The 24,291-nt window shown below is 50.5% G+C and carries 21 protein-coding genes; 18 read left to right on the top strand and 3 right to left on the bottom strand.

Annotated elements, in window-relative coordinates; genetic code table 11:
* The first annotated feature begins 260 nt into the window (after positions 1–260).
* Complete coding sequence (rtcR, locus tag ACX9GV_RS01815; protein ID WP_473196835.1) at positions 261–1,847, top strand: RNA repair transcriptional activator RtcR; 1,587 nt, start codon at positions 261–263, stop codon at positions 1,845–1,847.
* 62 nt (positions 1,848–1,909) lie between these two features.
* On the opposite strand, the gene ACX9GV_RS01810 is transcribed toward rtcR, so the two are convergent.
* The gene (locus ACX9GV_RS01810) at positions 1,910–2,395 is read right to left on the bottom strand and encodes a hypothetical protein (RefSeq protein WP_473196834.1); all 486 of its coding nucleotides are present in this window, start codon (positions 2,393–2,395) and stop codon (positions 1,910–1,912) included.
* A 169-nt stretch (positions 2,396–2,564) separates the two neighbouring features.
* On the opposite strand from ACX9GV_RS01810, the gene ACX9GV_RS01805 reads away from it, so the two are divergent.
* The 10 genes from ACX9GV_RS01805 to ACX9GV_RS01760 all read left to right on the top strand — a co-directional run bounded on the left by ACX9GV_RS01805 (position 2,565) and on the right by ACX9GV_RS01760 (position 12,890).
* Positions 2,565–3,485: an STM4015 family protein gene (locus tag ACX9GV_RS01805; protein ID WP_473196833.1), complete on the top strand. Its 921-nt coding sequence runs from the start codon at positions 2,565–2,567 to the stop codon at positions 3,483–3,485.
* Between the two features lie 50 nt (positions 3,486–3,535).
* Entirely contained in the window at positions 3,536–4,423 is an 888-nt protein-coding gene (locus ACX9GV_RS01800) for an STM4014 family protein (RefSeq protein ID WP_473196832.1), read from the top strand.
* Positions 4,372–4,650 carry a hypothetical protein gene (locus ACX9GV_RS01795; protein ID WP_473196831.1) on the top strand — a complete coding sequence of 93 codons (279 nt, stop codon included), beginning with the start codon at positions 4,372–4,374 and terminating at the stop codon, positions 4,648–4,650. Before ACX9GV_RS01800 ends, ACX9GV_RS01795 begins: the two co-directional genes overlap by 52 nt.
* Complete coding sequence (locus ACX9GV_RS01790; protein WP_473196830.1) at positions 4,650–5,432, top strand: STM4013/SEN3800 family hydrolase; 783 nt, start codon at positions 4,650–4,652, stop codon at positions 5,430–5,432. The genes ACX9GV_RS01795 and ACX9GV_RS01790 overlap by 1 nt, the downstream gene beginning before the upstream one ends.
* A gap of 8 nt (positions 5,433–5,440) precedes the next feature.
* Positions 5,441–6,751 carry an STM4012 family radical SAM protein gene (locus ACX9GV_RS01785; protein ID WP_473196829.1) on the top strand — a complete coding sequence of 437 codons (1,311 nt, stop codon included), beginning with the start codon at positions 5,441–5,443 and terminating at the stop codon, positions 6,749–6,751.
* A 2-nt stretch (positions 6,752–6,753) separates the two neighbouring features.
* Positions 6,754–7,626, top strand: a complete 873-nt coding sequence (locus tag ACX9GV_RS01780; RefSeq protein ID WP_473196828.1) for an STM4011 family radical SAM protein — start codon at positions 6,754–6,756, stop codon at positions 7,624–7,626.
* Positions 7,627–7,970: 344 nt separating this feature from the next.
* Positions 7,971–10,124, top strand: coding sequence for a carbon starvation CstA family protein (locus ACX9GV_RS01775; RefSeq protein ID WP_473196827.1), 2,154 nt, complete (start codon positions 7,971–7,973; stop codon positions 10,122–10,124).
* Positions 10,125–10,244: 120 nt separating this feature from the next.
* On the top strand, positions 10,245–10,448 hold the full coding sequence (locus ACX9GV_RS01770; RefSeq protein ID WP_023489837.1) for a YbdD/YjiX family protein: 204 nt from the start codon (positions 10,245–10,247) through the stop codon (positions 10,446–10,448).
* A 24-nt stretch (positions 10,449–10,472) separates the two neighbouring features.
* Positions 10,473–11,435 (top strand): GTPase, encoded by a 963-nt coding sequence (yjiA, locus tag ACX9GV_RS01765; protein WP_023489836.1) that lies wholly within the window; start codon positions 10,473–10,475, stop codon positions 11,433–11,435.
* Positions 11,436–11,576: 141 nt separating this feature from the next.
* The gene (locus tag ACX9GV_RS01760; protein WP_473196826.1) at positions 11,577–12,890 is read left to right on the top strand and encodes an NAD(P)/FAD-dependent oxidoreductase; all 1,314 of its coding nucleotides are present in this window, start codon (positions 11,577–11,579) and stop codon (positions 12,888–12,890) included.
* Positions 12,891–12,972: 82 nt separating this feature from the next.
* Here the strand turns inward: ACX9GV_RS01760 and ACX9GV_RS01755 are convergent, their stop codons facing one another.
* The gene (locus ACX9GV_RS01755; RefSeq protein ID WP_473197952.1) at positions 12,973–13,362 is read right to left on the bottom strand and encodes an SHOCT domain-containing protein; all 390 of its coding nucleotides are present in this window, start codon (positions 13,360–13,362) and stop codon (positions 12,973–12,975) included.
* Between the two features lie 391 nt (positions 13,363–13,753).
* Here ACX9GV_RS01755 and ACX9GV_RS01750 point away from each other — a divergent pair, with 391 nt between their 5' ends.
* The 3 genes from ACX9GV_RS01750 (at position 13,754) to ACX9GV_RS01740 (ending at position 16,544) form a co-directional block, all read left to right on the top strand.
* Positions 13,754–14,716 carry an ABC transporter substrate-binding protein gene (locus ACX9GV_RS01750; RefSeq protein ID WP_023491598.1) on the top strand — a complete coding sequence of 321 codons (963 nt, stop codon included), beginning with the start codon at positions 13,754–13,756 and terminating at the stop codon, positions 14,714–14,716.
* Between the two features lie 134 nt (positions 14,717–14,850).
* Positions 14,851–15,753 (top strand): ABC transporter permease, encoded by a 903-nt coding sequence (locus tag ACX9GV_RS01745; protein ID WP_473196825.1) that lies wholly within the window; start codon positions 14,851–14,853, stop codon positions 15,751–15,753.
* Complete coding sequence (locus ACX9GV_RS01740; protein WP_473196824.1) at positions 15,750–16,544, top strand: ABC transporter ATP-binding protein; 795 nt, start codon at positions 15,750–15,752, stop codon at positions 16,542–16,544. Before ACX9GV_RS01745 ends, ACX9GV_RS01740 begins: the two co-directional genes overlap by 4 nt.
* 152 nt (positions 16,545–16,696) lie before the next feature.
* On the opposite strand, the gene ACX9GV_RS01735 is transcribed toward ACX9GV_RS01740, so the two are convergent.
* Positions 16,697–17,521, bottom strand: coding sequence for a hypothetical protein (locus ACX9GV_RS01735; RefSeq protein WP_473196823.1), 825 nt, complete (start codon positions 17,519–17,521; stop codon positions 16,697–16,699).
* A gap of 177 nt (positions 17,522–17,698) precedes the next feature.
* Here ACX9GV_RS01735 and ACX9GV_RS01730 point away from each other — a divergent pair, with 177 nt between their 5' ends.
* The 4 genes from ACX9GV_RS01730 to ACX9GV_RS01715 all read left to right on the top strand — a co-directional run bounded on the left by ACX9GV_RS01730 (position 17,699) and on the right by ACX9GV_RS01715 (position 24,212).
* Positions 17,699–19,810, top strand: a complete 2,112-nt coding sequence (locus ACX9GV_RS01730) for a RecQ family ATP-dependent DNA helicase (protein ID WP_473196822.1) — start codon at positions 17,699–17,701, stop codon at positions 19,808–19,810.
* Positions 19,810–20,790 (top strand): DNA-processing protein DprA, encoded by a 981-nt coding sequence (locus ACX9GV_RS01725; protein WP_473196821.1) that lies wholly within the window; start codon positions 19,810–19,812, stop codon positions 20,788–20,790. Before ACX9GV_RS01730 ends, ACX9GV_RS01725 begins: the two co-directional genes overlap by 1 nt.
* Positions 20,791–21,058: 268 nt before the next feature.
* The gene (locus ACX9GV_RS01720) at positions 21,059–22,084 is read left to right on the top strand and encodes a Fic family protein (RefSeq protein WP_473196820.1); all 1,026 of its coding nucleotides are present in this window, start codon (positions 21,059–21,061) and stop codon (positions 22,082–22,084) included.
* 505 nt (positions 22,085–22,589) lie between these two features.
* The gene (locus tag ACX9GV_RS01715) at positions 22,590–24,212 is read left to right on the top strand and encodes a dihydroxyacetone kinase subunit DhaK (RefSeq protein WP_473196819.1); all 1,623 of its coding nucleotides are present in this window, start codon (positions 22,590–22,592) and stop codon (positions 24,210–24,212) included.
* The last annotated feature ends 79 nt before the right edge of the window (positions 24,213–24,291 follow it).

The following is a 24,291-nucleotide window of genomic DNA, read 5'->3' as shown; positions in this document are numbered from 1 at the left end:
TCACATTAGTTGCGGGAACATAAAGTCACTCTCGTTGCTTGATACATTAAAGTTTCCAGCCAGAGCTATCATTACTGAGCAGCAACCTGAATGAACTGGCATAGATATAGCGAAAGACGTGCCAATTTCGAGAAAAACAGTGATAAAAAACTTAATGCATTGATATTTAATAAATAAAAAATCTATTGTTGGTAACTGGAACCCATAACTACAAAGGTATATCTTATCCTTAAGGATAACAATTTATCTTAAGGGATAAAATGAAACGCAGAGTTGTGATTGGTGTGCTGGGAACCACACTGGATAGGCGCGGTAAACGAGAGAACCGTTGGAAAAAATGGCGCCCAACCGTCGGTGTATGCCAACAACCTGACCTCCCCATCGACCGCCTAGAACTGTTGCATCAACCCCGAGACAAAGGGATGGCGCAACAGGTCGCGGAAGATATCATCGCAGTATCGCCAACCACGCAAGTGGTATTACAACCGGTGGCACTGCAAGACCCTTGGGATTTTGAAGAGGTCTATAGCGCCTTTCTCGACTTTGCCAACCGCTACCCATTTGATACCGAAAATGAAGACTATCTGGTGCATATCACCACCGGTACTCACGTGGTACAAATCTGCTGGTTTCTGCTGACGGAGGCGCGCTATTTACCCGCAAAACTGCTGCAAACCGCCCCAGGTGAAAAAACCGAGCCGGTCTCCCCGCCGGGTCTCTATTCAGTCATCGACTTGGATCTTAGCCGCTACGCAACCCTTACCAGCCGTTTCTTGCATGAACAACAGCGCTCAGTGTCATTTCTGAAATCCGGCATTGAAACACGGAACAGCACGTTTAATGCCTTGATTGACCAGATCGAGCGGGTTGCCCTGCGCTCTAATGCGCCCTTGCTACTTAACGGCCCTACCGGTGCCGGTAAGTCCTTTCTGGCAGAACGTATCTATCAACTACGCTACTCACGCCATTTAATCACCGGACGTTTTGTCGCGGTGAACTGCGCAACGTTGCGTGGCGATAATGCCATGTCGACCCTATTCGGCCATGTCAAAGGGGCATTTACCGGGGCCTTGCAAGCCCGAGCCGGCCTATTGCGTGAGGCCAACGGTGGCATGTTGTTTCTTGATGAAATTGCCGAGCTCGGGCTGGATGAGCAGGCGATGCTATTGAAAGCAATTGAAGAGAAGAAGTTTTTCCCTTTCGGTTCTGATCAGGAGGTGAGCAGCGATTTTCAATTAATCGCTGGCACCCATCGCAATCTGCGCGACTGGATTGCCCAAGGGCGTTTCCGTGAAGACTTATATGCCCGTATTAACATGTGGACTTTCGTCTTGCCCGGGCTGGCGGAGCGCCGTGAAGATATCGAGCCCAATATCGATTATGAACTACAGCGTTTTGCACGTAGCAACCAGACCCAGGTTCGTTTTGACCAACAGGCACGGCAGCATTATCTAGCATTTGCCCGTTCTCCGCAGGCCCCCTGGCACGGTAACTTCCGTGAGCTGGGTTGTTCCATCACCCGGATGGCAACCCTGGCAGAACAGGGCCGCATCACTCGGTCATTGGTGGAAGAAGAAATCAACCGGTTGAAATTACAGTGGCAAGAGAGCAACACCGCATCACTTCCGACCCCATCACTCCCTGTCGAGCTAACCCCTATCGACCTATTTGAGCAAAGCCAGTTGGCAACCGTATTGCAGGTATGCCGTACTGCCGCTTCGCTGTCAGACGCCGGACGGCAACTGTTCGCTGTTTCGCGCCAACAAAAAAAGCACCCGAATGATGCCGACCGCTTGCGTAAATATCTGGCCCGTTTTGGCTTGAGCTGGGATGATGTTCACAGATAGAACTGCTCTGCTTCAAGTTGCAGCCAACAGCGCGGCAACTTGAAGCAGGGTAAATAGTGAGGCTATTTCAATCCCAGATACGCTTTCGCCTCAGCCATATTATTATCGGTAATATCAATGAGTCTCGGCACTTGCCCTTTGCGATACAACAGGGCTTGCCAGCTCACTGCTTCGTCCGGTGTAGACGGTGTCTGGCGACTATCAAATATCATTCGCTGGTTTTCACCCAACGTAAAGATCAGATAGCGTTTGTCAGTACTCACTACCCGTACCTGCAGTGCTTCAAAACTCCGGGTTATCTCACTGGCATAATGAGACCAATCATCCATCATGGTAGAAAAATCCATCGCCTGTTGTGAATTCTCATCAGTGAATGTTTGTATTACTGGCTGGATCAGCACCAATTCCGTTTGATCAAGCTCAAACGTATCATCTCTAACCCCTGTTTGATCATAAGCTTTGTAGCCCGTCACTGGCATCTCTGCGGCGGCACAGCTACCGGCGATCAGCAGTAGGCCTAAAAAAATACAGCAATACCTGTTACCCACATTAACTCCTTATGTTTCCGCCAGTTGTTGGCATTCTCTGGTTATTGTACCATCAGTTCTCGAAGCATTAAGCGGTCAGTCAGCGCTGCTAGTCGCGTCTAATTAAACCCAATGTGTGGATAACCGTTATCAACACTTAACGACCAAGACCCGAATAGAGGAAGATAAAATGGCATTTTACGAGCATCAGGAAGAATTCGCTGGTTATAAGGTAGTCGCTTGGGAACCGGGCCATCCCTTGAAAAATCTGCATAATACCGCCTACCGTATTGGTCTTGAGTATGATGACCCCCTTAGCTTTGCTGATAAACTCCAACAGTATCTGAGCGACCCACTGGCTAACCAGACCCAGGCTCTAGTGGTTGGGCAGTGGAGCCCAGAGTCCTATGAAGAAAACTCGTCAGCTGCCGCCGACGCCCTGATAAAAGCAGCAGCACATCTCCCTCAGCTGCGCGCGCTGTTTTTCGGTGATATCACGGTTGAAGAGTGTGAAGTCAGTTGGTTGCACAATACCGATGTCAGCCCACTGATGAATGCCTACCCCGCCCTGACTCACTTCACCGTCCGTGGCGGCATCGAACTGGTATTTTCAGATCTGCGCGCCAATAATCTGACCCATTTGGTGGTTCAAAGTGGAGGATTAAGTGGGGAGACCGTGCGCCAGATTGCCCAAGCCAAATTATCCAACCTGATACATCTAGAACTCTATTTAGGTACCGATGAGTACGGTGCCAGCTACCAACAAGATGATCTGGCGGAACTTTACCAAGGCAACAATCTGCCAGCCTTGCGCTACCTCGGTCTGCGCAACGCAGAGGACCAAGATAATATTGCCATGGCTGTCGTCAAGTCGGCCATTTTGCCGCAGTTGGAAGTATTGGATCTCTCATTGGGGACACTCAGTAATGAGGGAGGAAAGGCATTGTGCCAAGCCGCGGATGCACTCCGTCATTTGAAAAAACTCGATTTGCATCGCCACTATTTAGACGACGAGATGATGGCTCAACTAAAAGGGTTGGGCATGGTCGTGGACGTTTCTGAGCAAGAAGACGCAGAAGATGACTGGCGCTTTGTCGCCATCGGTGAGTAACCCACCTTATGTTGTCTCCGAGTTCCAGGTTAACTCCGCGTCAGGTGGTGGTGATAGCACCACCTGGCAGCCGACGAGTCACTGCACTGCAAAATACCCTCTCCAGGCTAAACTGGCCGGCTGCGCAAGTGATCAGTTATGCGCAGGTCATGCAGGATGGTGCCGCACTGGCACGCCAATGGGAACCCAATGTCATTTTGCGGTTGGACTCGCCAGGGGAAGACCTGGCAACCGAACGCTTATTGCTCGCGTTGGGGACGCAGGGCCAGGGGGATTTATCGATCGCTCAGCTTGCGGCGTTGGATCTGGAACAGGGGCGGTTGATGCCGACTCGGCAGTGGTATCGTGGTTTTGGCCGCTTTCTGCAACATCTACACCATCGTTTACCGCCCATCGCGCACTTCCCTGGTCAATTGACCTGGCAACCGGATCAAGTCTTGGCGATGTTTGATAAGCGGGTGACACAACAACGTTTTGTTCAAGCGGGCCTCCCGGTGCCTAAAGCGTTGGCGGAATGTGACAGTTATGAGCAGTTGCGCAGTAATATGGTAGCGAGTGACTGCCGCAGAGTCTTTATCAAACTGGCTCATGGCAGCAGCGCCTCTGGTACCGTCGCCCTGCAGGTCGGGCGGAAAGGGCTACTGGCATCAACGACCGTTTATATGGAATGCGTCGCCGGGGAACTGAGGTTGTATAACTCCCGCAAACAACGCCACTATCGGGATGAGCGCCAAGTAGCAGGTTTAATAGACGGTTTACTGCGCCACCATCCGTTGCAGATTGAACGTTGGCTACCCAAGATGGGCATGGAAAACCAAGCCATGGATCTCCGTGTGGTGGTCACCGCCGGTAAGGCGACTCACACACTGGTCAGGCTGGGGCGTGGTTGTATGACCAATCTGCACCTGGGGGGGAGCGCGGTAATCTTGACCAGTTAATCGCCCGTTTGGGTGAAGAGCGCTATCGCGAGGTGTTGACTCTGGCTGAACGAGGAGCCGCTTGTTTTCCTGGCGCACTCTATGCTGGCCTGGACATCTTAATCACCACTTCCAGGCAAGCGGTGTTGTTAGAGGCTAATGCCTTCGGTGACTATCACCGCCAAGTGCTATACCGTGGGCTGGATACCTATGCCACTCAGTTGTTGGCGCTGCAGGAACCGCTGTAATGAAAGACCTTATCGGTAGCCACGACATCCTGTTCATCACGCTTGATAGTTTGAGGTTTGATGTCGCACAGCAGGCCCATAATGCTGGGGAAACCCCGGCGATCAGCCGTTATTTACCCGCTCAGGGCTGGCAGAAACGTCATGCGCCAGGCACCTTTACCTACCCGTCTCACCAAGCCTTTTTTGCCGGGTTCTTACCGACCCCCTGTGAGCCGGGTAAACATCACCGCTTATTTGCAGCGCAATTTTCTGGGTCAACAACGACCCATGTAACGACCTTCACTTTTGATGAAGCTGATTTACCGGCTGCCTTGAGTGCACGTGGCTACCATACCGTTTGTATTGGTGGTGTGGGTTTCTTTAATATGCGTCCACCGCTTGGCACCCAATTCCCAGCGCTATTTCAGGAAGCTTACTGGAACCCCGGAATGGGCCCCAGTAGCCGTCAATCGACCCAACGGCAGGTCAGCAAGGCGTTAAACGTTCTCCAGGCGCTACCACCGCAAAAGCCCCTACTGTTATTTATCAATGTCAGTGCGACCCATAAACCGACACATATCTTTACTGATGTCACGCGGGATTCGTTGGCTACGCAAAGAGCAGCATTGTCCTATGCCGATGCTCATCTGGGCCGATTGTTCGCCACCATGGCACTACGCCGCCCCACGCTGGTGATCCTATGTGCTGATCACGGTGAGGCATTTGGCGAGGATGGATTCTTCGGCCATCGTCTGGCTCATCCCACGGTGTGGGAAGTGCCCTATGCACAGTTTATTTTGTAGGATATGTCATGTCGTCAACTAACCATCCACTGTTAGATTCACCTTATCACTCATACACCTATGCCTATCCGCATAAAACCGCCTATCGGCCGTTTAGCCCACGTTCACTGAGTGATGTATGGCAAGAACAAAATAAACAGGCGCTGTTTTTATATCTTCATATTCCCTTTTGCGAAATGCGTTGTGATTTCTGCAATCTGTTTACCACGGTCAATGCCTCTTCAACCATAGAGACTGAGTACTTAAACGCCCTTGAGCGCCAAGCTCGGCAGACCAAGCAATCACTCGGTGACATGAAAGTGGTCCAATTGGCCATTGGTGGCGGAACACCGACTTATCTCAAACCCGCCGAATTGGAAAGAGTGTATCGGATTATCGATATCTTTAACGTCGATTATCCCCGCGTTCCTGCCAGTGTTGAAGTCAGCCCGGCAACGGCAACAGCCGATCGGTTGCATATTTTAGCCGCGCACCACACCCAAAGAGTGAGTATCGGCGTACAAAGCTTTGTGGAAAGTGAAGTGAAAAGCGTCGGCCGCCCACAGCGCAACGCGAAAGTATTTCGTGCCCTAGAGGCTATTCGCCACAGCGGCATTCCGGTGTTGAATATCGATCTTATTTACGGTTTAGCTTATCAAACCCCACAGAGTTGGTTGTTGTCGCTACAAACCGCGCTGGAGTTTCAACCCGAGGAGCTATTTCTTTACCCGCTGTACGTTAGGCCGCTGACGGGCATCGGGTTGTCCGGCAAGTCCTGGGATGATGAGCGTTTTGAGCTTTATCAGCGTGGGCGGGACTATTTGCTGGCGCACGGTTATCAGCAGGTCAGTATGCGCATGTTCCGCCGTTCCGCTAGCCTCGCCGGACAAGGGGAGTATTGCTGCCAGAATGACGGTATGCTCGGGTTGGGTTGCGGAGCCCGCTCTTATACCCATGAGCTGCACTATTCCAGCGAATACGCCGTGGGGCAGGAAAGCGTCAAGTCGATCCTGCAAGATTATATCCGCCGCAGCCCGCAAGATTTTGCTGAGGTCAACTACGGTTTCCAACTTAATCAAGATAACCAACAACGACGGTTTATTATTCAAAGCTTGCTGCACAGCAGTGGGTTGTCGTTTCCACTGTATCAGCAACGTTTCCACAGTGATCCCCTGCAAGATTATCCTCAACTACAGTCACTGTTTGCTGCTGGTTTGGCACAACAGACCGATAAGCGCATCACGCTGACCGCACAAGGGTTGGCTTATTCAGACGCCATCGGCCCCTGGTTGTATGCCGATGAGGTCGTCCACCAGATGTCCAGCTATAAGTTAAGCTGATCATGCGTTCCCTTACTGTCTTGTACCGGGGGGTTTTAAGCAGCTGTAATTACGGTTGTGGCTACTGCCCATTTGCCAAACACCTGGGGAGCGCAGCTGAACGGCAAGCAGATCACGCCTCGTTGTTGCGCTTTACCCAATGGGCGCAGCAGCAGAGTGATCTGGCACTTAAGCTGTTTTTTACCCCCTGGGGTGAAGCGCTAGTACGCAAACATTACCAGCAGGCGCTCATCACATTAAGCCAGACAGCACACATCGAAAAAGTGGTGTTTCAAACCAACCTGAGTGGTCGATTGGATTTTTTGCAGGAAGCAGAAAGGAATAAAGTCGCCTTATGGGTGACCTATCATCCTGGCGAGGTGACGCTCGCGGATTTTTTGCGTCAAATAACTGACCTGATGGCCTACCAAGTGCGCTTTAGTGTCGGTGTTGTCGGCAAACCGTCCCACTTTGCAGCAATAACCGCCTTGCGGGCCGCATTACCGCAAGAGGTCTACTTATGGGTGAATGCGTATCGCAATGGGTCACGGTTGTATCCCTATCAGCCGGAGCAGCTTGCCTTTCTCAACCAGATAGACCCGCTGTTCAACATCAATGCGCAAGATTATCCGAGCCGTGGTAAAGCTTGTCTCACCGGGGAGCAGGTCATCAGCGTCGATCAGGACGGGACCATTCGGCGCTGCCACTTTATTGATAAACAGCTGGGGAATATCTATCAGGAAAACTACCGGGAAGTGTTGAAGCCTCGCCCTTGTTCACGCACACAGTGTTATTGCCATATCGGTTATGTCCATATGCCAGAACGGCAACTCTACCCGCTGTTTAACAATGGCATCCTGGAGAGGATCCCCCTAGCCGTGCTAAGCGAAAAGTAACACCGATGATTGCTTGAGCTGGAATATTTTATCGGGAGTGCCAAAACACGGTTTTTGTGAATCACGTCACCCTTTGGCCCTTGGCTCCCCGTGGCTGGTAACAACAGCAAAAACCACTCACTGGGCCATTCCAACCGCTCACCCGCTTATTAAACCGCTGACTGAAATTAAGATGTATTCACTTCCCTAGTGCAGTGATGATGAGCTGTTCCTAAACCTGCCCCTGACCAGGGGGAAGACGTTACACCCAATGTCCGCCAACAGGCCTGTCATTCTTGCCTGAAACATCTAATAACCGGACTTATCACTCACTATTTATTGCAGACTGGAATAAGGATACCTCAATGAAACGCGAGGGAATTTTGAAACATCTCCCATGGATGTTGCTGGGAATACTCGGGGCAGGTTGCCTGGGTGTTGTCGCATTACGCCGGGGAGAAAGTATTAGTGCATTATGGATTATCGTTGCTTCGGTAGCGGTCTATCTGGTGGCTTATCGCTACTATAGCCTGTATATCGCCACCAAAGTGATGCGCTTGGATGCCACCCGTGCGACACCTGCGGTGGTGAATAACGATGGCCTGAACTACGTACCGACCAATAAAAACGTGCTGTTCGGTCACCACTTTGCGGCCATCGCCGGTGCCGGACCACTGGTTGGCCCCGTATTGGCAGCACAGGTGGGCTACTTGCCTGGTACCCTGTGGCTATTAGCCGGTGTGGTACTGGCGGGTGCGGTACAGGACTTTATGGTGCTGTTTATCTCCTCACGCCGCAACGGCGCCTCTCTTGGCGAGATCATTAAAAAGGAAATGGGCCCGGTCCCAGGCAGTATTGCGCTATTTGGCTGCTTCCTGATTATGATCATCATCCTGGCGGTGCTGGCGTTGATCGTGGTAAAAGCCCTGGCAGAAAGCCCATGGGGGGTATTCACCGTCTGTTCTACCGTGCCAATCGCGCTGTTTATGGGCATTTACATGCGCTACCTGCGCCCTGGCCGGGTGGGTGAAGTCTCTGTTATCGGCATCGTGCTGTTGATTGCATCCATCTGGTTTGGTGGGGTCATTGCCCACGACCCATACTGGGGCCCAGCGCTGACCTTTAAAGACACCACCATCACCTTTACGCTGATTGGTTATGCCTTTATCTCTGCCCTGCTGCCAGTATGGTTAATTCTGGCACCACGCGATTACCTGGCAACCTTCCTGAAAATCGGTGTTATCGTCGGGCTGGCAATCGGTATTGTGATCCTCAACCCTGAGCTGAAAATGCCTGCGGTAACACAATTCGTTGATGGCACCGGTCCGGTATGGAAAGGTACCCTGTTCCCATTCCTGTTTATTACCATTGCCTGTGGTGCCGTTTCCGGCTTCCACGCATTGATCGCCTCCGGGACCACACCAAAATTGCTGGCCAACGAAATCGATTCCCGTTTTATCGGTTACGGTGCCATGCTGATGGAATCCTTCGTGGCTATTATGGCACTGGTCGCCGCTTCGATTATCGAACCGGGCTTGTACTTTGCCATGAACACCCCACCAGCAGCGCTGGGCATCACCATGCCTGACCTGCACCGCCTGGGTACCGCAGATGCGCCAATGATTATGGCCTCTTTGCGTGATGTGTCTGCACATGCTGCGGCCACCATCAGTTCCTGGGGCTTTGTCATCACCCCTGAACAGATCCTGCAAACCGCTGTAGACATTGGTGAACCTTCTGTTCTTAATCGTGCAGGTGGCGCGCCAACACTGGCAGTGGGTATTGCTCACGTGTTCCACCAAGTGATTCCGGGTGCCAACATGGGCTTCTGGTACCACTTCGGTATTCTGTTTGAAGCGCTGTTTATCCTTACCGCGCTGGATGCAGGTACCCGTGCTGGACGCTTTATGATGCAAGACCTGTTGGGGAATTTCTTACCTTTCCTGAAGAAAACCGACTCACTGGTTGCTGGTATTGTCGGTACCGCAGGTTGTGTTGGCTTGTGGGGTTACCTGTTGTATCAAGGTGTGGTGGATCCACTGGGCGGCGTTAAGAGCCTGTGGCCGCTGTTCGGCATCTCTAACCAGATGTTGGCTACCGTGGCGTTGGTCTTGGGTACTGTAGTGCTGATCAAGATGAAGCGTGCCAAGTATATTTGGGTTACGGTGATCCCTGCAGCCTGGTTGCTGATCGTTACTACTTATGCGCTGGGTCTGAAACTGTTCAGTGATAATCCAAAACTGGAAGGTTTCCTCTTCTTGGCTAAAGAGTACAAGCGCAAAATCGCCGAAGGTGGCGCTGACCTGACGGTAAAACAGATTGCCGATATGAACCATATCGTGATAAACAACTACACCAACGCGGGCTTGAGCATTCTGTTCCTGTTGGTGGTTTACAGTATCTTGGTTTATGGCATCAAAACCGCCATCGCGGGGCACAAAAATCCGAACCGTACCGACCAGGAAACGCCTTATGTGCCGATCCCAGAAGGTGGCGTGAAAATTTCTTCGCACCACTGATAATGATTTAAACGATACCCGATAGCATAAACATTAATTACGCCCCGTTTGTCCTGACCGCCATGGTTAGGGTAAATGGGGTATCATCAATGCGTCGGGTATTTTTTGTGGAGCTAACTCATGTTCGGAAACCTCGGCCAGGCGGGTAAATATCTCGGCCAGGCAGCACGTATGTTAATTGGTGTGCCTGACTACGATACCTACGTCCAGCATATGAAAGACAACCACCCAGACAAGCCGGCGATGACCTATGAGGAGTTCTTCCGTGAACGCCAAGATGCTCGCTACGGGGGTGATGGCAAAGGCGGTATGCGCTGCTGCTAACCCAGTGAGTCAAAAGGACCCATCATGAAACCCATCGCAGTCACCATCCTGACTGGTTTTTTAGGCGCGGGTAAAACTACCCTGTTACGCCACATTCTCAATGAAAATCACGGTTACCAGATTGCGGTTATCGAAAATGAATTCGGTGAAGTGCCGATTGATAACGCACTGATTGGCGACCGCGCCAGCCGCATTACCACACTGAGCAACGGTTGTATCTGCTGCAGTAAAGCCAACGAACTGGCAGATGCCCTGCTGGATCTGCTTGATGGTGTTGACCAAGGCAAATTGACGTTTGACCGGCTGATCATTGAATGCACCGGCATGGCCGACCCAGGGCCGATCACCCAAACGTTCTTCTCGCACCCGGTTATCTGCCAACGCTTCCTGTTAGATGGCATTATCACGCTGGTGGATGCAGTACATGCCGATCAACAGCTTAACCAGTTCACTATTTCACAAGCGCAAGTCGGCTATGCAGACCGCATTCTGCTGACCAAAACCGATGTAGCGACAGATAACGACGCACTGATCCAGCGCTTACAGTTAATGAACGCCCGTGCGCCTATTTATAAAGCCACCCACGGTGACATTGACCTCAGCCTACTGTTCGACATTGAAGGTTTTGTACTAAATGACAAACTTAATGTCACCCCGCCAACCCCACTGTTCCGCCGTATTCCGCAACCACAAAACAATATTCAATCGATTGTGGTGTATCACCAGCAACCCCTGGAGCTGATGCAGGTCTCCGAGGTGATGGAAGGTCTACTGCTCAAATTCGCCGATAATCTGCTGCGCTATAAAGGCATTTTGTCGATCAAAGATGAACCACGCCGCCTGCTATTTCAGGGCGTGCAACGTCTGTATAACGCGGATTGGGATCGCGAGTGGTTACCGGAAGAAGAGCGTAAAAGCACGCTGGTGTTTATCGGTATCGATTTGCCGGAAGAAGAGATCCGTGCCGGATTTGCCGCACTGGAGTGACCGTGTTGATACCATACTGATGAATTGTGCAATCCGCCTGGTAACGAAAATCATCTCATCTGCTAACTACATTTGTTGATTCGTTTCAGGCGAATATTTTATATACTCCATGCCAGTCATTATTTTAAAGGACGCTAAGTTTTGAAATACGCATCGGTGCCGTTAAACCAAAACCAAAATGGCTGGCTGAAAGAAAACACCTTGCCGAGCGCCTTCCCTCCGCTGATTGGTGATGCAGAAGCAGACTGGGTGGTGGTCGGTTCAGGCTTTGCGGGTGTCTCATTTGCCAGAAGGTTGGCCAGTCATCGCCCTGAACTGAAAATTATCGTTATCGATGCTGATTGTGCCGCTGAAAGCTCATCCGCCAGAAATTCAGGGTTTATTATTGGCCTCCCGCATAATATCGGCAGTTCAACCGCCGAACTTAAAAAAGCCCAATCTTATCGTTCCTTATTACAAGAAGGGATCAATCAATTAACTTCCTTGATTGAGCAACAGGGCATCGAGTGTGAATGGGAGAACGTCGGTAAATATCATTGCCAGGTTGATAGCAGCAATGAGCGGATATTGCAGGAATATACCGATAATCTCGATATGATGGATGAGCCTTACCAGGTATTGGCGCAAGAAGAGCTCCAGCAAAAACTAGGCAGCCGTTTTTATCATAAAGGGATCTACACCCCGAGTTCGATCCTGGTGAACCCTGCCAGCTTGATTATCGGTTTAGCCAATAACCTACCGGAAAATGTGACTGTTTATAACCATACCCCAGTGATGCAGATCCGCCACGGTAAGGTAAAGCAGGTGGTGACGCCCTATGGCAGCATAAGAACCGCCAACATCATGCTGGCGACCAACGCCCTTTCCAGAGAACTGTCCCCGGTCACCAGCAAACAGGCAGCCATGGCGACGTTTGCCAGTATCACCGCACCTTTAACCCCGGAGCAACGGCAAAAGCTGCCAGAAATGGGCAGTTGGGGGCTAACACCGGTGAACGCCATTGCCGGGGCAACATTGCGTTATACCCAAGACCACCGCTTCCTGATTCGCCAACATGTGGTACCGGCGTTAAATGGCCGCATCACCGCCGCGCAAACCTATCAAGCCACCCTGATGCACAAAAAAATATTCAATAAGGTTTACCCGCAACTAACCGAGGTACCGCTGATTCGCACCTGGTCTGGCACCATTAGCGTCACCAGAAATGGCGCACCGGTTTGGGGAGAACTGCGAAAAGGCATATACACCGCTGGCGGCTGTAACGGGGCTGGGGTCTCTAAGCAAACCATCGCCGGCACACTCTTGGCTGATTATGCACTTGGGCATGACCACCCACTGATTGGTGCCATGCAAGAGCTGGGTAAAGCCAACTATCTGCCACCTTCACCGGTGTTGGATATCGCTATTGCGGCATCCCTACTCAAAGAAAGAGTTTTAGGGCGCAAGGAAATTTGATTAAGTGCCTTTCCAGTTACCTCGAATACGACTTAATAGCGCATAAAGGTAACTGGTTTTTTAAGCAACAACAGAGTAACAATTAACTCAGCGCTTTCGCCTTGAGCTGTAAGTACTCACTCTCGGTAATCACACCGTCATCCCACAGTTTCTTGGCATCAGTAATCTGCTCTGCTGGCGACTTCCCTGCCACTCCACGGATATAGTCATTGGTCGCAGAAACAGAACGTTGCACTTGCGCACGATGGCGCTCTGCCATGCCTTTGCCACGGGTAATCAGATAAACCAGTGACGTTAACAGTGGGACGAACAGCAACGGGATAATCCACGCTGCTTTAGCATAGCCGTTCAATTCATGATCACGGAAAAGATCAGAGACAATCTGGAAAATGATAAACAGATAAGCAATAAAAAAGAACAGGGAAAACGATGTAACCAGTATGTCCCAAAGGGTAAATAAATGTTCTGTCATCATAGCTCCTTACAGCTAGTAGGATAAAATCACAGCATCTTGATAGTTGATCGTTTTAATTATATGTCATATAAGCATTTTTTCCATGTTAAGCCTTGGCAAGCAACACTATTGCCACGGCTACGGACACTGCCCATGGGGTTTTACCCCACAGCCTTCCCCTCCAGACGATAGAAGACTAAATAGTATTAAATGACTAATTTTTAATCATTTCATTAAGATAAATACAATATGAGGGACATCGCCTCAGCGATGAAATTAGCATCAGCGAAAACCTATCCAATGATTTTTGTCATTTTCCTGATTAACGGAATGTTGCGGGGGAACACACTGTGCTAGGATAATTTGCCACTATTTTGGGCACTGACGATCACTCTAACAGGATGTTCTTATGCATATAAATAATAGAAAGATTTTTGTCACCCTGGCAGCAACCTTATTCGCGGTAAGCAGCTATGCTGCTACGCCAAAATCAGTGGCTATCGTCTCCATCGTTGATCACCCGGCATTGAATGCCACGCGCGATGGTGTCATTGATGAACTCAAAGCCTCGGGTTATGACCAGGATAAAGTCAAGGTTGAATTCCAGAGTGCCCAAGGGAATATGGCCACTGCCGGGCAGATTGCCCGTAAGTTTATCGGTGACAAGCCCGATGCCATCGTAGCTATTTCCACCCCTGCCGCTCAGTCAGTGGTTGCCGCCACCAAAACCATTCCAGTGGTGTTTACTACCGTAACCGATCCCGTTGCCGCCAAACTGGTCAGCAGTTGGAAGCCCAGCGGCACCAACGTTACCGGGGTTTCAGACAGCCTTGCTATTGGTCCGCAAGTTGACTTGATGTTAAAAGTTAAACCCGATGCCAAACGTGTGGGGATGGTATTCAGCCCGGGTGAAGTCAATTCAACCGTGGTGGTCAAAGAGCTAAAAGAGGAGTTAGCCAAGCGCGGCATGACTCTCGTTGAAGCACCCGCCGCTCGTACCGTAGATGTGGCCCCAGCAGCCAAAAGCCTGGTGGGTAAAGTGGATGTGATTTATACCAATACCGATAATAATGTTATTTCTACCTACGAATCGCTGGTTGCGGTGGCGAATCAAGCCAAGATCCCGTTGATCGCCGGGGACAATAGCGTTGCCAAACGTGGTGCGGCGGCTGCGCTCGGGATGAGCTATTACGACCTGGGCCGGCAAACCGGTAAAGTCGTGGTGCGCCTGTTAAATGGTGAAAAACCCGGCACCATTGCCCCTGAAATTGGTAATAAACTCAGCTTGAGTGTCAACCCAGCAGCAGCGGCGAAACAAGGTGTCACGTTACCTGCAGAATTAGTGCAATCAGCACAGGAAGTGATCAAGTAACTTTCTACGTTGATGGTTATTTTATACCCACACTCCCCCCAATTGCTGCGACCATAGCGGCACAGGGGGGAACTCCGGTATTTTACTAGGGATGGCCCACCCCATTGGGTGGGGTAAGGTTTTATGAGGTTTGCATGTCGTTAATTTCCCTGATGGGAGCATTGGAGATCGGTTTGATCTTTGCGCTGGTTGCGCTGGGAGTGTTGATTTCCTTTCGTTTGCTCGACTTTCCCGATTTAACCGCGGATGGTAGTTTCCCCTTAGGCGGAGCCGTTGCCGCCGTGATGATAGTCAGTGGTTTCAACCCTTGGTTAGCATGTGGGTTAGCGGCAATCGCTGGGGCTGGGGCGGGTTGTCTCACTGCTTGGCTGCATGTGCGGCTCGGCATCCTGCAACTGTTGGCCAGTATTCTGGTGATGATTGCCCTGTACTCCATCAATCTACGTATTATGGGCGCTCCTAATCTGGCCCTTATTGGCTTACCGAGTGTTTTCACCCCCTTTATCAGCACGGTTGAAGATAATGCCTGGCTGATTCAACCGCTCCTGCTACTGGTGATTGTTATCGTGGTTAAGCTGGCGCTGGATGCGTTTCTGTCATCGGAAGTCGGCCTTGCTCTGCGTGCGACTGGGGCAAACCCTCGCATGGCGCGCGCACAGGGGATTGCCACTGGCCGTTTGACGGTAATCGGCATGGCGCTTTCTAATGCGTTGATTGCCCTGGCAGGGGCGCTGTATGTGCAAACTCAAGGCGGTGCGGATATCTCGATGGGGATCGGCACCATTGTCGTGGGTCTGGCTGCGGTGATCATCGGTGAAACACTGTTACCCGCGCGTAGCCTTTACCTGATCACCTTGGCAACCTTGCTGGGCGCACTGCTATACCGCCTGATGATTGCTCTGGCCTTGAATGCCGACTTTATTGGCCTGCAAGCCCAAGATTTAAACCTGATCACCGCCGTATTGGTCACGCTGGCACTGATCCTGCCGAAGTTAAAACAAAAACTAAAAAGCAAGCAAGGAAGACGATCATCATGATGCGTGCCGAACAGTTATTTAAAACCTTTAACCCCGGTACCCCACTGGAGAATCCGGTATTACGCGGTCTCTCTCTGAGCATTGAAACCGGGCAATTTGTTACGGTGATTGGTAGCAACGGTGCTGGGAAATCAACGCTGCTCAATGCGATCAGCGGTGATGTGACCCCCGACCACGGTAATCTGTTTATTGGCGAGCAGGACGTCACCACTATGCCAGCCTGGCGTCGTGCAGGTATGGTCGCCCGAGTATTTCAGGATCCGCTGGCGGGTACCTGTGAGGGGCTGAGTATTGAAGAGAACCTGGCACTGGCACTGCAGCGCGGTCAGCCTCGCGGGTTTCGACATGCCGTTAAAAACCAGCAACGGCAGTTGTTCCGCGACAAACTGGCTACGCTGGAATTGGGGTTGGAAAACCGCTTAGGTGACCATATGGGCTTGCTCTCGGGGGGGCAACGGCAAGCGGTCAGTTTGTTAATGGCATCATTGCAACCCTCTAAATTACTGCTGTTAGATGAGCATACGGCGGCGCTCGACCCTAAAACGGCTGCCTTTGTTTTGGCACTCACTGACCGTATCGTTGCCGAACAACAACTGACGGTGCTTATGGTGACCCACTCCATGCGCCAGGCCTTGGATCACGGCCATCGAACCGTGATGCTACACCAAGGGCGAGTAGTACTGGATGTTAGCGGTAAGCAGCGGGAAAACCTGCAAGTTACCGACCTGCTGGCCATGTTTGAAAAAACACGCGGTGAAAAACTGGACGATGACGGCTTACTGCTAAGCTAGGTGGGATGCAGGGACAAGCTCATGCGTGATTCTGCCATTAAGCGTAACCTGTCGCTCGAAAACTCGGGCGCTAACAGGATCACCATTGGCTTTGTCCCGCCACGCAGCCTGTTGCTTTCTGATGGTTACCACACCTGAAAACAACAGCCTGACTAAATTCGCCGTGATATCTTGTCGCTCCGCCATCTGAAAACCGGCAACAAGATCGATAGGGACATATCGAAAGGCACATAGAGAGCCCGGCGGCGAGTCCATACCTGACCAGACTGAGGATCATAATCGGTAGGTAATGTGATCCCTTCCGACTTAAAGGCACGAATACCACATGATTGCGCCGTCATAACACCACGACGCACATGGTCATGGTGCCCAATCACTGCACAAGTGCCAAGATTGGCGGCACCTTGCGCTAGTACCACGGCCTGCTGAACCACACCCAAAGTACTCAGATACTCAATCTTCCCTGCCGGGGTAAGTTTCGGCTCAATGGAAACCACGTTGGTTAATTGATACTTATTTTCCAAAAAGCGGGCGATTTCCCACTGCGCATAGATGGGGACCGGTTGCTGACTATAGAGTTCATAAACCGCCTCCGCTAATTGTTCGTTAATCGGCCCAGGATCAGCCAGAGCTTCCTGTTCACCAGGTAAAACGCTATTGCCACTGTTGGCGTTGGGGCGATTGCCAAACGATAACGCCAGAATGGAAGTCACTTTATGGATAGGACATTCTTTGGGTTGCGAAATCAAACAGATACCAAAAATCATTGTTGCCGCCTGCTGTGCCAGTACATCATCATCCAATTCAAGCGCAAGTTTATGCTGCGTTGCTGTCAACGCATCAGAAGTGGCTTCAGAGGGGATACTGGCATTACCGGTATCACAAGCCGTCAGCGCAGTAGCGACAATAGCACCAACACCACAAGAACAGAAAGTCTGCGAGTCATCGACATCCTGATTATGAACCAGATTAATCAACGCTAACGCATTTGAGTTGCATGTAAGTGACAAGCCCAGTCTAGGAAGATCGCAAAATGAATACCGAACCCAGCCCCGACACCGTGGGCTCATTGCACTACCTGCCTCTGGATGCTATCAAGAAAGGCCAAGTGTTAACGATACAGGCGTTTTCACTAGGTCAACCGAGGGACAATAATGAACCGGACTCAAGCCCAGCAATTACTGCAAACTGCACTTGCCAATCCCACTGCTGAATTTCGTGATGGTCAATGGGAAGCCATCGATGCTCTGGTTAACCAGCATCAAAAACTATTAGTCGTACAGCGTACAGGATGGGGTAAAAGCTCAGTTTATTTTATCAGCACCAGAATTTTCCGTAACCGAGGAATGGGGCCAACCATCATTGTTTCCCCTTTGTTGGCGTTAATGCGTAACCAGGTTGAGTCTGCTCAACGCTTGGGTTTAGTCGCTGAAACCATAAACTCAGCTAACACCGCTGATTGGCAGGCTATCACTCAACAGATCCTCAGTAATCAAATCGATTGCCTGTTGATCTCCCCTGAGCGACTGGCTAACGATGAGTTTATTGAAACTGTCTTGTCGCCGATTGCCGATCGCATTGCCTTAATGGTGATTGATGAAGCTCACTGTATTTCTGATTGGGGCCATGACTTCCGCCCCGACTACCGCCGTATTGTGAATATCCTGCGGCAATTGCCCGCCAATACACCGGTATTAGGGACCACTGCGACCGCAAATAACCGCGTAGTAGAAGATATTCAAACCCAGATAGGGGATATTCACATCCAGCGAGGAACGCTAACCCGGAAAAGCCTGGCGTTGCAAACCATGGTATTACCGGACCAGGCTTCACGCCTTGCTTGGTTAGCTCAAGTGATACCCACATTACGGGGGACCGGGATTGTCTACACGTTAACCGTTCGGGATGCTGAGCAGGTCGCCGCTTGGTTGAGAAATAATGCAATTGATGCCAAAGCCTATCACGGTAGCATTGAGGCCGAAGAGTTTGCCGATAGTAATACTTACCGTGAACATCTTGAAACTCAGCTCTTGCACAACAAGTTGAAAGTCTTGGTCGCGACGACCGCATTAGGGATGGGATATGACAAACCTGACCTCAGTTTTGTTATTCATTATCAAGCCCCTGGTTCTATTGTCGCTTACTATCAGCAGGTTGGTCGCGCAGGACGAGGCATTGATAACGCACTAGGTGTGCTGATGTCAGGGGGAGAAGATCAGAATATCCATGACTTTTTCAGGGATTCAGCCTTTCCTTCAGAATCACAAGTGAACGAAATTTTGCATCTGTTGGAAAACAGTGATGGCTTGTCACTTCGCGGTATCGAAGAGCAGTCTAACTTGCGACAAGGTCAGATTGAGAAAGTCTTAAAGCTACTCAGTGTTGAAAACCCGGCTCCGGTTATAAAAGTCGCTAGCCAGTGGCGTAGAACCCCCGTGCGCTATGCGATGGATCATAATCGAATTGCCCACTTAACCAGTCAGCGAGAGCAGGAATGGGCTGAGGTACAGCATTATCTGACTTACCACGGCTGTAAAATGACCTATTTACAACAAGCATTAGATGACCATGCCCCAGCGGCCTGTGGAAGATGCGAGTCCTGCCTTGGGCACCCGGTTATCATTCAGGAAATTGACCCCGGCTTGGCCCATCGCGCAGGCATCTTCCTCAAACAGGCAGAAATCGTCATTCAACCCAAGGGACAGGTTGCACAATCCAATGCAGAATCGGCAAGAACCTTCCCCGTTTATCAGTTTCCAAGACTACTTGGCGCACTGATGGCACAACCAGGCAGAGTACTTTCCCGCTGGGGAGATGCGGGCTGGGGGCGAACGGTAGCAGAAAACAAATTCTCAGGTTATTTTTCGGATGAATTGGTCGAAGCGCTGACGGAAATGATAATGCAAAGATGGCAACCTAATCCCGCCCCAACCTGGGTGTGCCATGTGCCTTCCATAAGATATCCTGATTTAGTATCCTCGCTTGCACAACGATTAGCGTTGAGGATAGGGGTACCTTTTGTTGATGCGGTACGCAAAATTCGCGATAACCCACCCCAGCAAGGGCAGCACAATCGTTTTCATCAATGCCATAACTTAGATGGCGTTTTTGAGATCACCCAATTTAACCACAATCAGCCCGTTTTACTGGTTGATGACATCATCGATTCGGGTTGGACTCTTTCTGTTATAGCGGCATTATTACAGCGAGCAGGCAGTGGCGTAGTGTATCCTGTGGCACTGGCTTCATCTTCGGTAAGAAACTGATGAATTTATCACCCATCGCCCAAGCGACCTTACTGCTCACTAGCTATTTCGGCAACCTGAGTAGTGAAGATGCCAAACCCCTTACCAATGGAGAATGGGGTCGCTTCGCGCTATGGTTGAAAAACCAATCGTTATCCCCCGCTGATTTGCTAACCTCAACCGCTAAATCGCTGCTTAATGGCTGGAATGATGCGCAGATAAGTTCTGAGCGTATTTCACAACTGCTAAACCGCGGTCATAGTTTGGCATTAGCCATGGAGAAATGGCAAAGAGCAGGCCTGTGGGTCGTTACTCGTTCCGACGCAGAGTACCCGTGGCGTTTAAAAAAACGCTTAAGAAACAGCTGTCCTCCGGTACTTTTTGGGTGTGGTAACCAATCTCTACTGAATGCCGGGGGCTTGGCCGTTATTGGCTCACGAAATGCTCCCACTGCAGACCTCTCTTTTACCGAACAAGTGGGGGTTATGGCCGCAGCCGAGGGTGTTGCTATTGTATCAGGGGGTGCCCGGGGCGTAGACGAAACCGCCATGTTAGCTACCATGCGCCAGGGCGGTTCGGTGATTGGTATTCTGGCTGATAGTTTACTGAAAACGGCCACCAGTGCTAAATGGCGTAACGGGTTAATGAATAACCATCTGGCGCTGATTTCCCCATTTTATCCAGAGGCGAGCTTTAATGCAGCCAATGCCATGATGCGTAATAAATACATCTACTGCCTGGCGGATAGTGCATTGGTGATCCATGCGGGTAAAAAAGGGGGAACGCTTAATGGCGCCCAAGAAAACCTGAAAAACTGTTGGGTGCCCTTATGGGTCAAACCAACAGATGACCGTGATGCCGCTAATGGAGACTTAGTGGCCAAAGGGGGGATTGAGTGTGAAGCGGATATTCAAAACCTCAATATTTCAGCTTTATTGTTAGCACAGTCACCCCCAGAAACGGCGCAATCAAAAGAAGATCAAATTGACCTATTTTCTTAGTTAAAAATAGCGCGCCGCTCTACAATTCAGCACTAAGCGCATAGCAAGCAAGCTCCAGAAACCGTCAGAAACTTGTATAGGATGATTACCCGGCCTATCATACTCTCCTCATCGCCATGCAAGCTGCCACTTGAATAGTGGTGGGTATAGGTGTACGTGGTAAATATCCTGCTCATGGTGGTACTGTGTAATCTTGGTACCCTATCAAAGCCAAACGAAGCTACCATGATCGGCACCATCACCCCAGCAATAGTGAAAGGATAAGCTGATGCGCTATAGTCCACCGTTTCAACTTACTCATATCATGCTGCGGCGGGTCGCGGAAATCTCTGAATCCATTGGCCGTTGGTTAGCCGTAAACCAAGACAAGTTGCAACCCGCTCTGCGACGCGAAAATCGTCTCCGTACCATTCAGGCATCGCTGGCAGTAGAACAAAATACCCTCACACTGGAACAAGTTACGGCTGTGATTGCGGGTAAAACCGTTTTAGGCACACCGAAAGAAATTCAAGAAGTGCATAACGCCTTTGCCACTTATGAGGCGATGCCCAGTTGGCAAGCCACCAATATTGAGGATTTACTGACCGCGCACCAACAGATGATGTACGGTCTGATTACTGATGCCGGTCAATGGCGTAACGGTGGTGCCGGAATTTATCGTGGAGAGCGACTGGTGCATATGGCGCCACCCGCTAGCCAAGTCCCCCGACTAATGGACCAGCTATTTGATTGGCTAGCGACCACCGATGCCCACCCTTTAATTGCCTCATCAGCCTTTCACTACGAATTTGAATTTATCCACCCGTTCAGTGATGGCAATGGTCGTATCGGGCGCTTATGGCAAACTCTGATATTAAGCCAATGGCAACCGTTACTGGCCTTTTTACCAGTGGAAACAGTCATTAAATCCCGCCAGGATGATTACTATCAGGCATTTCGTCAGGCCGATGCGCGCAGTGATTGCACTCAATTTATCGAATTTTTACTCAGCGCAATAGCCACCGCACTCGCCACCGAACTACAGCAAGCAATCGAGATGGAGCAAGAAACGCGGGTAAAAACGCGGGTAGAAATGCGGGTAGAAACGCGGGTAGAAACCTCAGAGCAAATTTTGGTTCTCTTGCGTGCACAACCGCAATTATCACTGGCAGAGATTGCACAGCATCTTGGCCGTGCACCCAGTACCATTGAGCGTGCAGTGGCAAAATTAAAACGACAGCATAAACTGACCTACCTTGGCTCAAAAAAAGACGGACATTGGCAAGTATTAGTGGATACCACCACGAAGCAATAGTCTGGTGGCAAGGCCAGATTCAATGCTTCAACCGCGTGGCAGCATCACCGCGATCCTCAGGCATTCCTCCCTCACACCCATAACGAATCCCACTCTGAGTGGCTTGCTATCACTCCCTGTAGCAACAGTGAAGGCCTGCCCTCACCATAAATACAGCATGCGCAATGGCCGCCTGTCGTCTCCCTTCTTGGCACACTCGCGCCGACTCTTGCCCGGTGTTTCCAGATGATACGTGTGCTGATCCTGTCACCCGGCAAATATTCGATTTACTCAACAAGGGCCGACGTTGTGCTCAAGCTCACTTTATAGCCAGAAAAAGAACTTCAACGTTTCATAATGCAACGTTTCATTGAGACAAACGTTACATTGTGCAACGTTTTTTTTACTGTTCGCCAGACAGTATGCAGGACGTATAGTCAACAATACGCAGAGGTGCTGATACTCAAATGCACCTATCTTTAACCCATTGTTCAAAATTAAAACCTTCATACGGATAGGAATTAAAATGGCAGACCTAATTTTAAACGCAAAAGAGTCTTTTGTTCTGGATTCCATCCAAGGCTCACTGTATGCAGCACACAGAGAAAACCTCACATTATTAGACTTTAATAATAATACTAAAGTGGTTGCTCGTAACGACTGGAACAAAGACAAGGTTGCACTCATTTGTGGTGGTGGTTCAGGCCACGAGCCCGCACACGCCGGTTTTGTCGGCAAAGGGATGTTAACCGCAGCAGTATGCGGCGACCTGTTTGCTGCCCCCAGTGTAGATGCCGTTCTCAGCGCTATCCTGCATGTAACAGGTGATGCAGGTTGCCTGGTTATCATCAAAAACTATACCGGTGACCGTCTGAACTTTGGCCTGGCAGTCGAAAAAGCCAAAGAGATGGGGCGTAAAGTTGACCTGATTGTGGTGGGTGATGACATCTCTATCGCCGATAATCCTCAACCGCGCGGTATTGCAGGCACACTGTTCGTGCAAAAAGTGGCTGGGTATGTCGCTGAAAATGGCGGCTCGCTAGAACAAGTGAAACAAGCGGCGATTGACGCGCATAACAAAACAGCTTCTATTGGCGTCGCACTAACCAGTTGTTCACTGCCAGGGGAAAGCAACGACCGTATCGCGCAAGGAAAGGCAGAACTTGGCTTAGGTATTCACGGTGAAGCGGGTATCGAAACCATTGACCTGCCAACCGCACGGGAATTGGTTTCAACCATGGTCAGCAAGCTTATCGCCGCCAAACCCGTCACCAATAACGCCATTCTGCTGAATAACTTGGGTGGGCTGTCGCCAATCGAGATGAATATCGTGACGAAAGAAGTCATGGAGTCTGCGCTGGGTCGGCAGGCGAAATTCATTGTTAGTGGTGCGCTGATGACTGCTATCGATATGAAAGGCTTCTCTATCTCCACTATTCAACTGACGGATGACATCACTAAAGCGCTGACTGCGGAAGTAGAAACAGAGTCCTGGCCGGGTGCAGTGGCTCGCCGTGAAATCCCCGTGACCCGTTGTGAAAGCCTGATCGCCAAGAAGGCATTTGAGCCCTCTCACCACGAAGAAACAGCCCAGGTACTACGCAAAGTCTGCCAATCGATTATCAATATTGAAGCGGAGCTCAACCACCTGGACTCCATCGTGGGTGATGGCGATACCGGTTCAACCTTTGCCGCAGGTGCCAGTAAAGTGCTCGCTCAGCTAGAAGCGAATCAGCTTCCACTGCAAGACAAATCGAAGCTAATGACCACCATTGCTGATTGCTTGACCTCAGTCATGGGCGGCTCTTCGGGTGTCTTACTTTCCATCATGTTTACCGCCGCAGGCCGTGACCATGAATTGAATGGTTCACTGCCAAAAGCACTGCAAGCCGGTTTGGGCCAGATGATGGCTTACGGCGGGGCGAAACCCGGTGATCGCACCATGATTGACGCGCTACACCCGGCGTTAGAGGCTTGGGTTAATGAGGGCTTCTTAACAGCCATTGAAGCAGCGAAAGCTGGTGCCGAATCAACGGTTGAGATGACCAGTGCGAAAGCGGGTCGCTCATCTTACCTTAATAGTGACAGCCTATCAGGGACTAAAGATCCTGGAGCATATGCTATCGAAATCGTGTTTAGTCAATTCTAAACATAATTAAAAGACACCTCTCCAATAATAGCTGCACTCATGTTCCAGGGATAATGAGTGCTGAAAAAAATCAATTTGT

Source organism: Serratia sp. 25CWL12 (assembly GCF_055790885.1).
The sequence above is the reverse complement of the archived record's forward strand: the minus strand, read 5'-3'. Positions and strand labels throughout refer to the sequence as shown.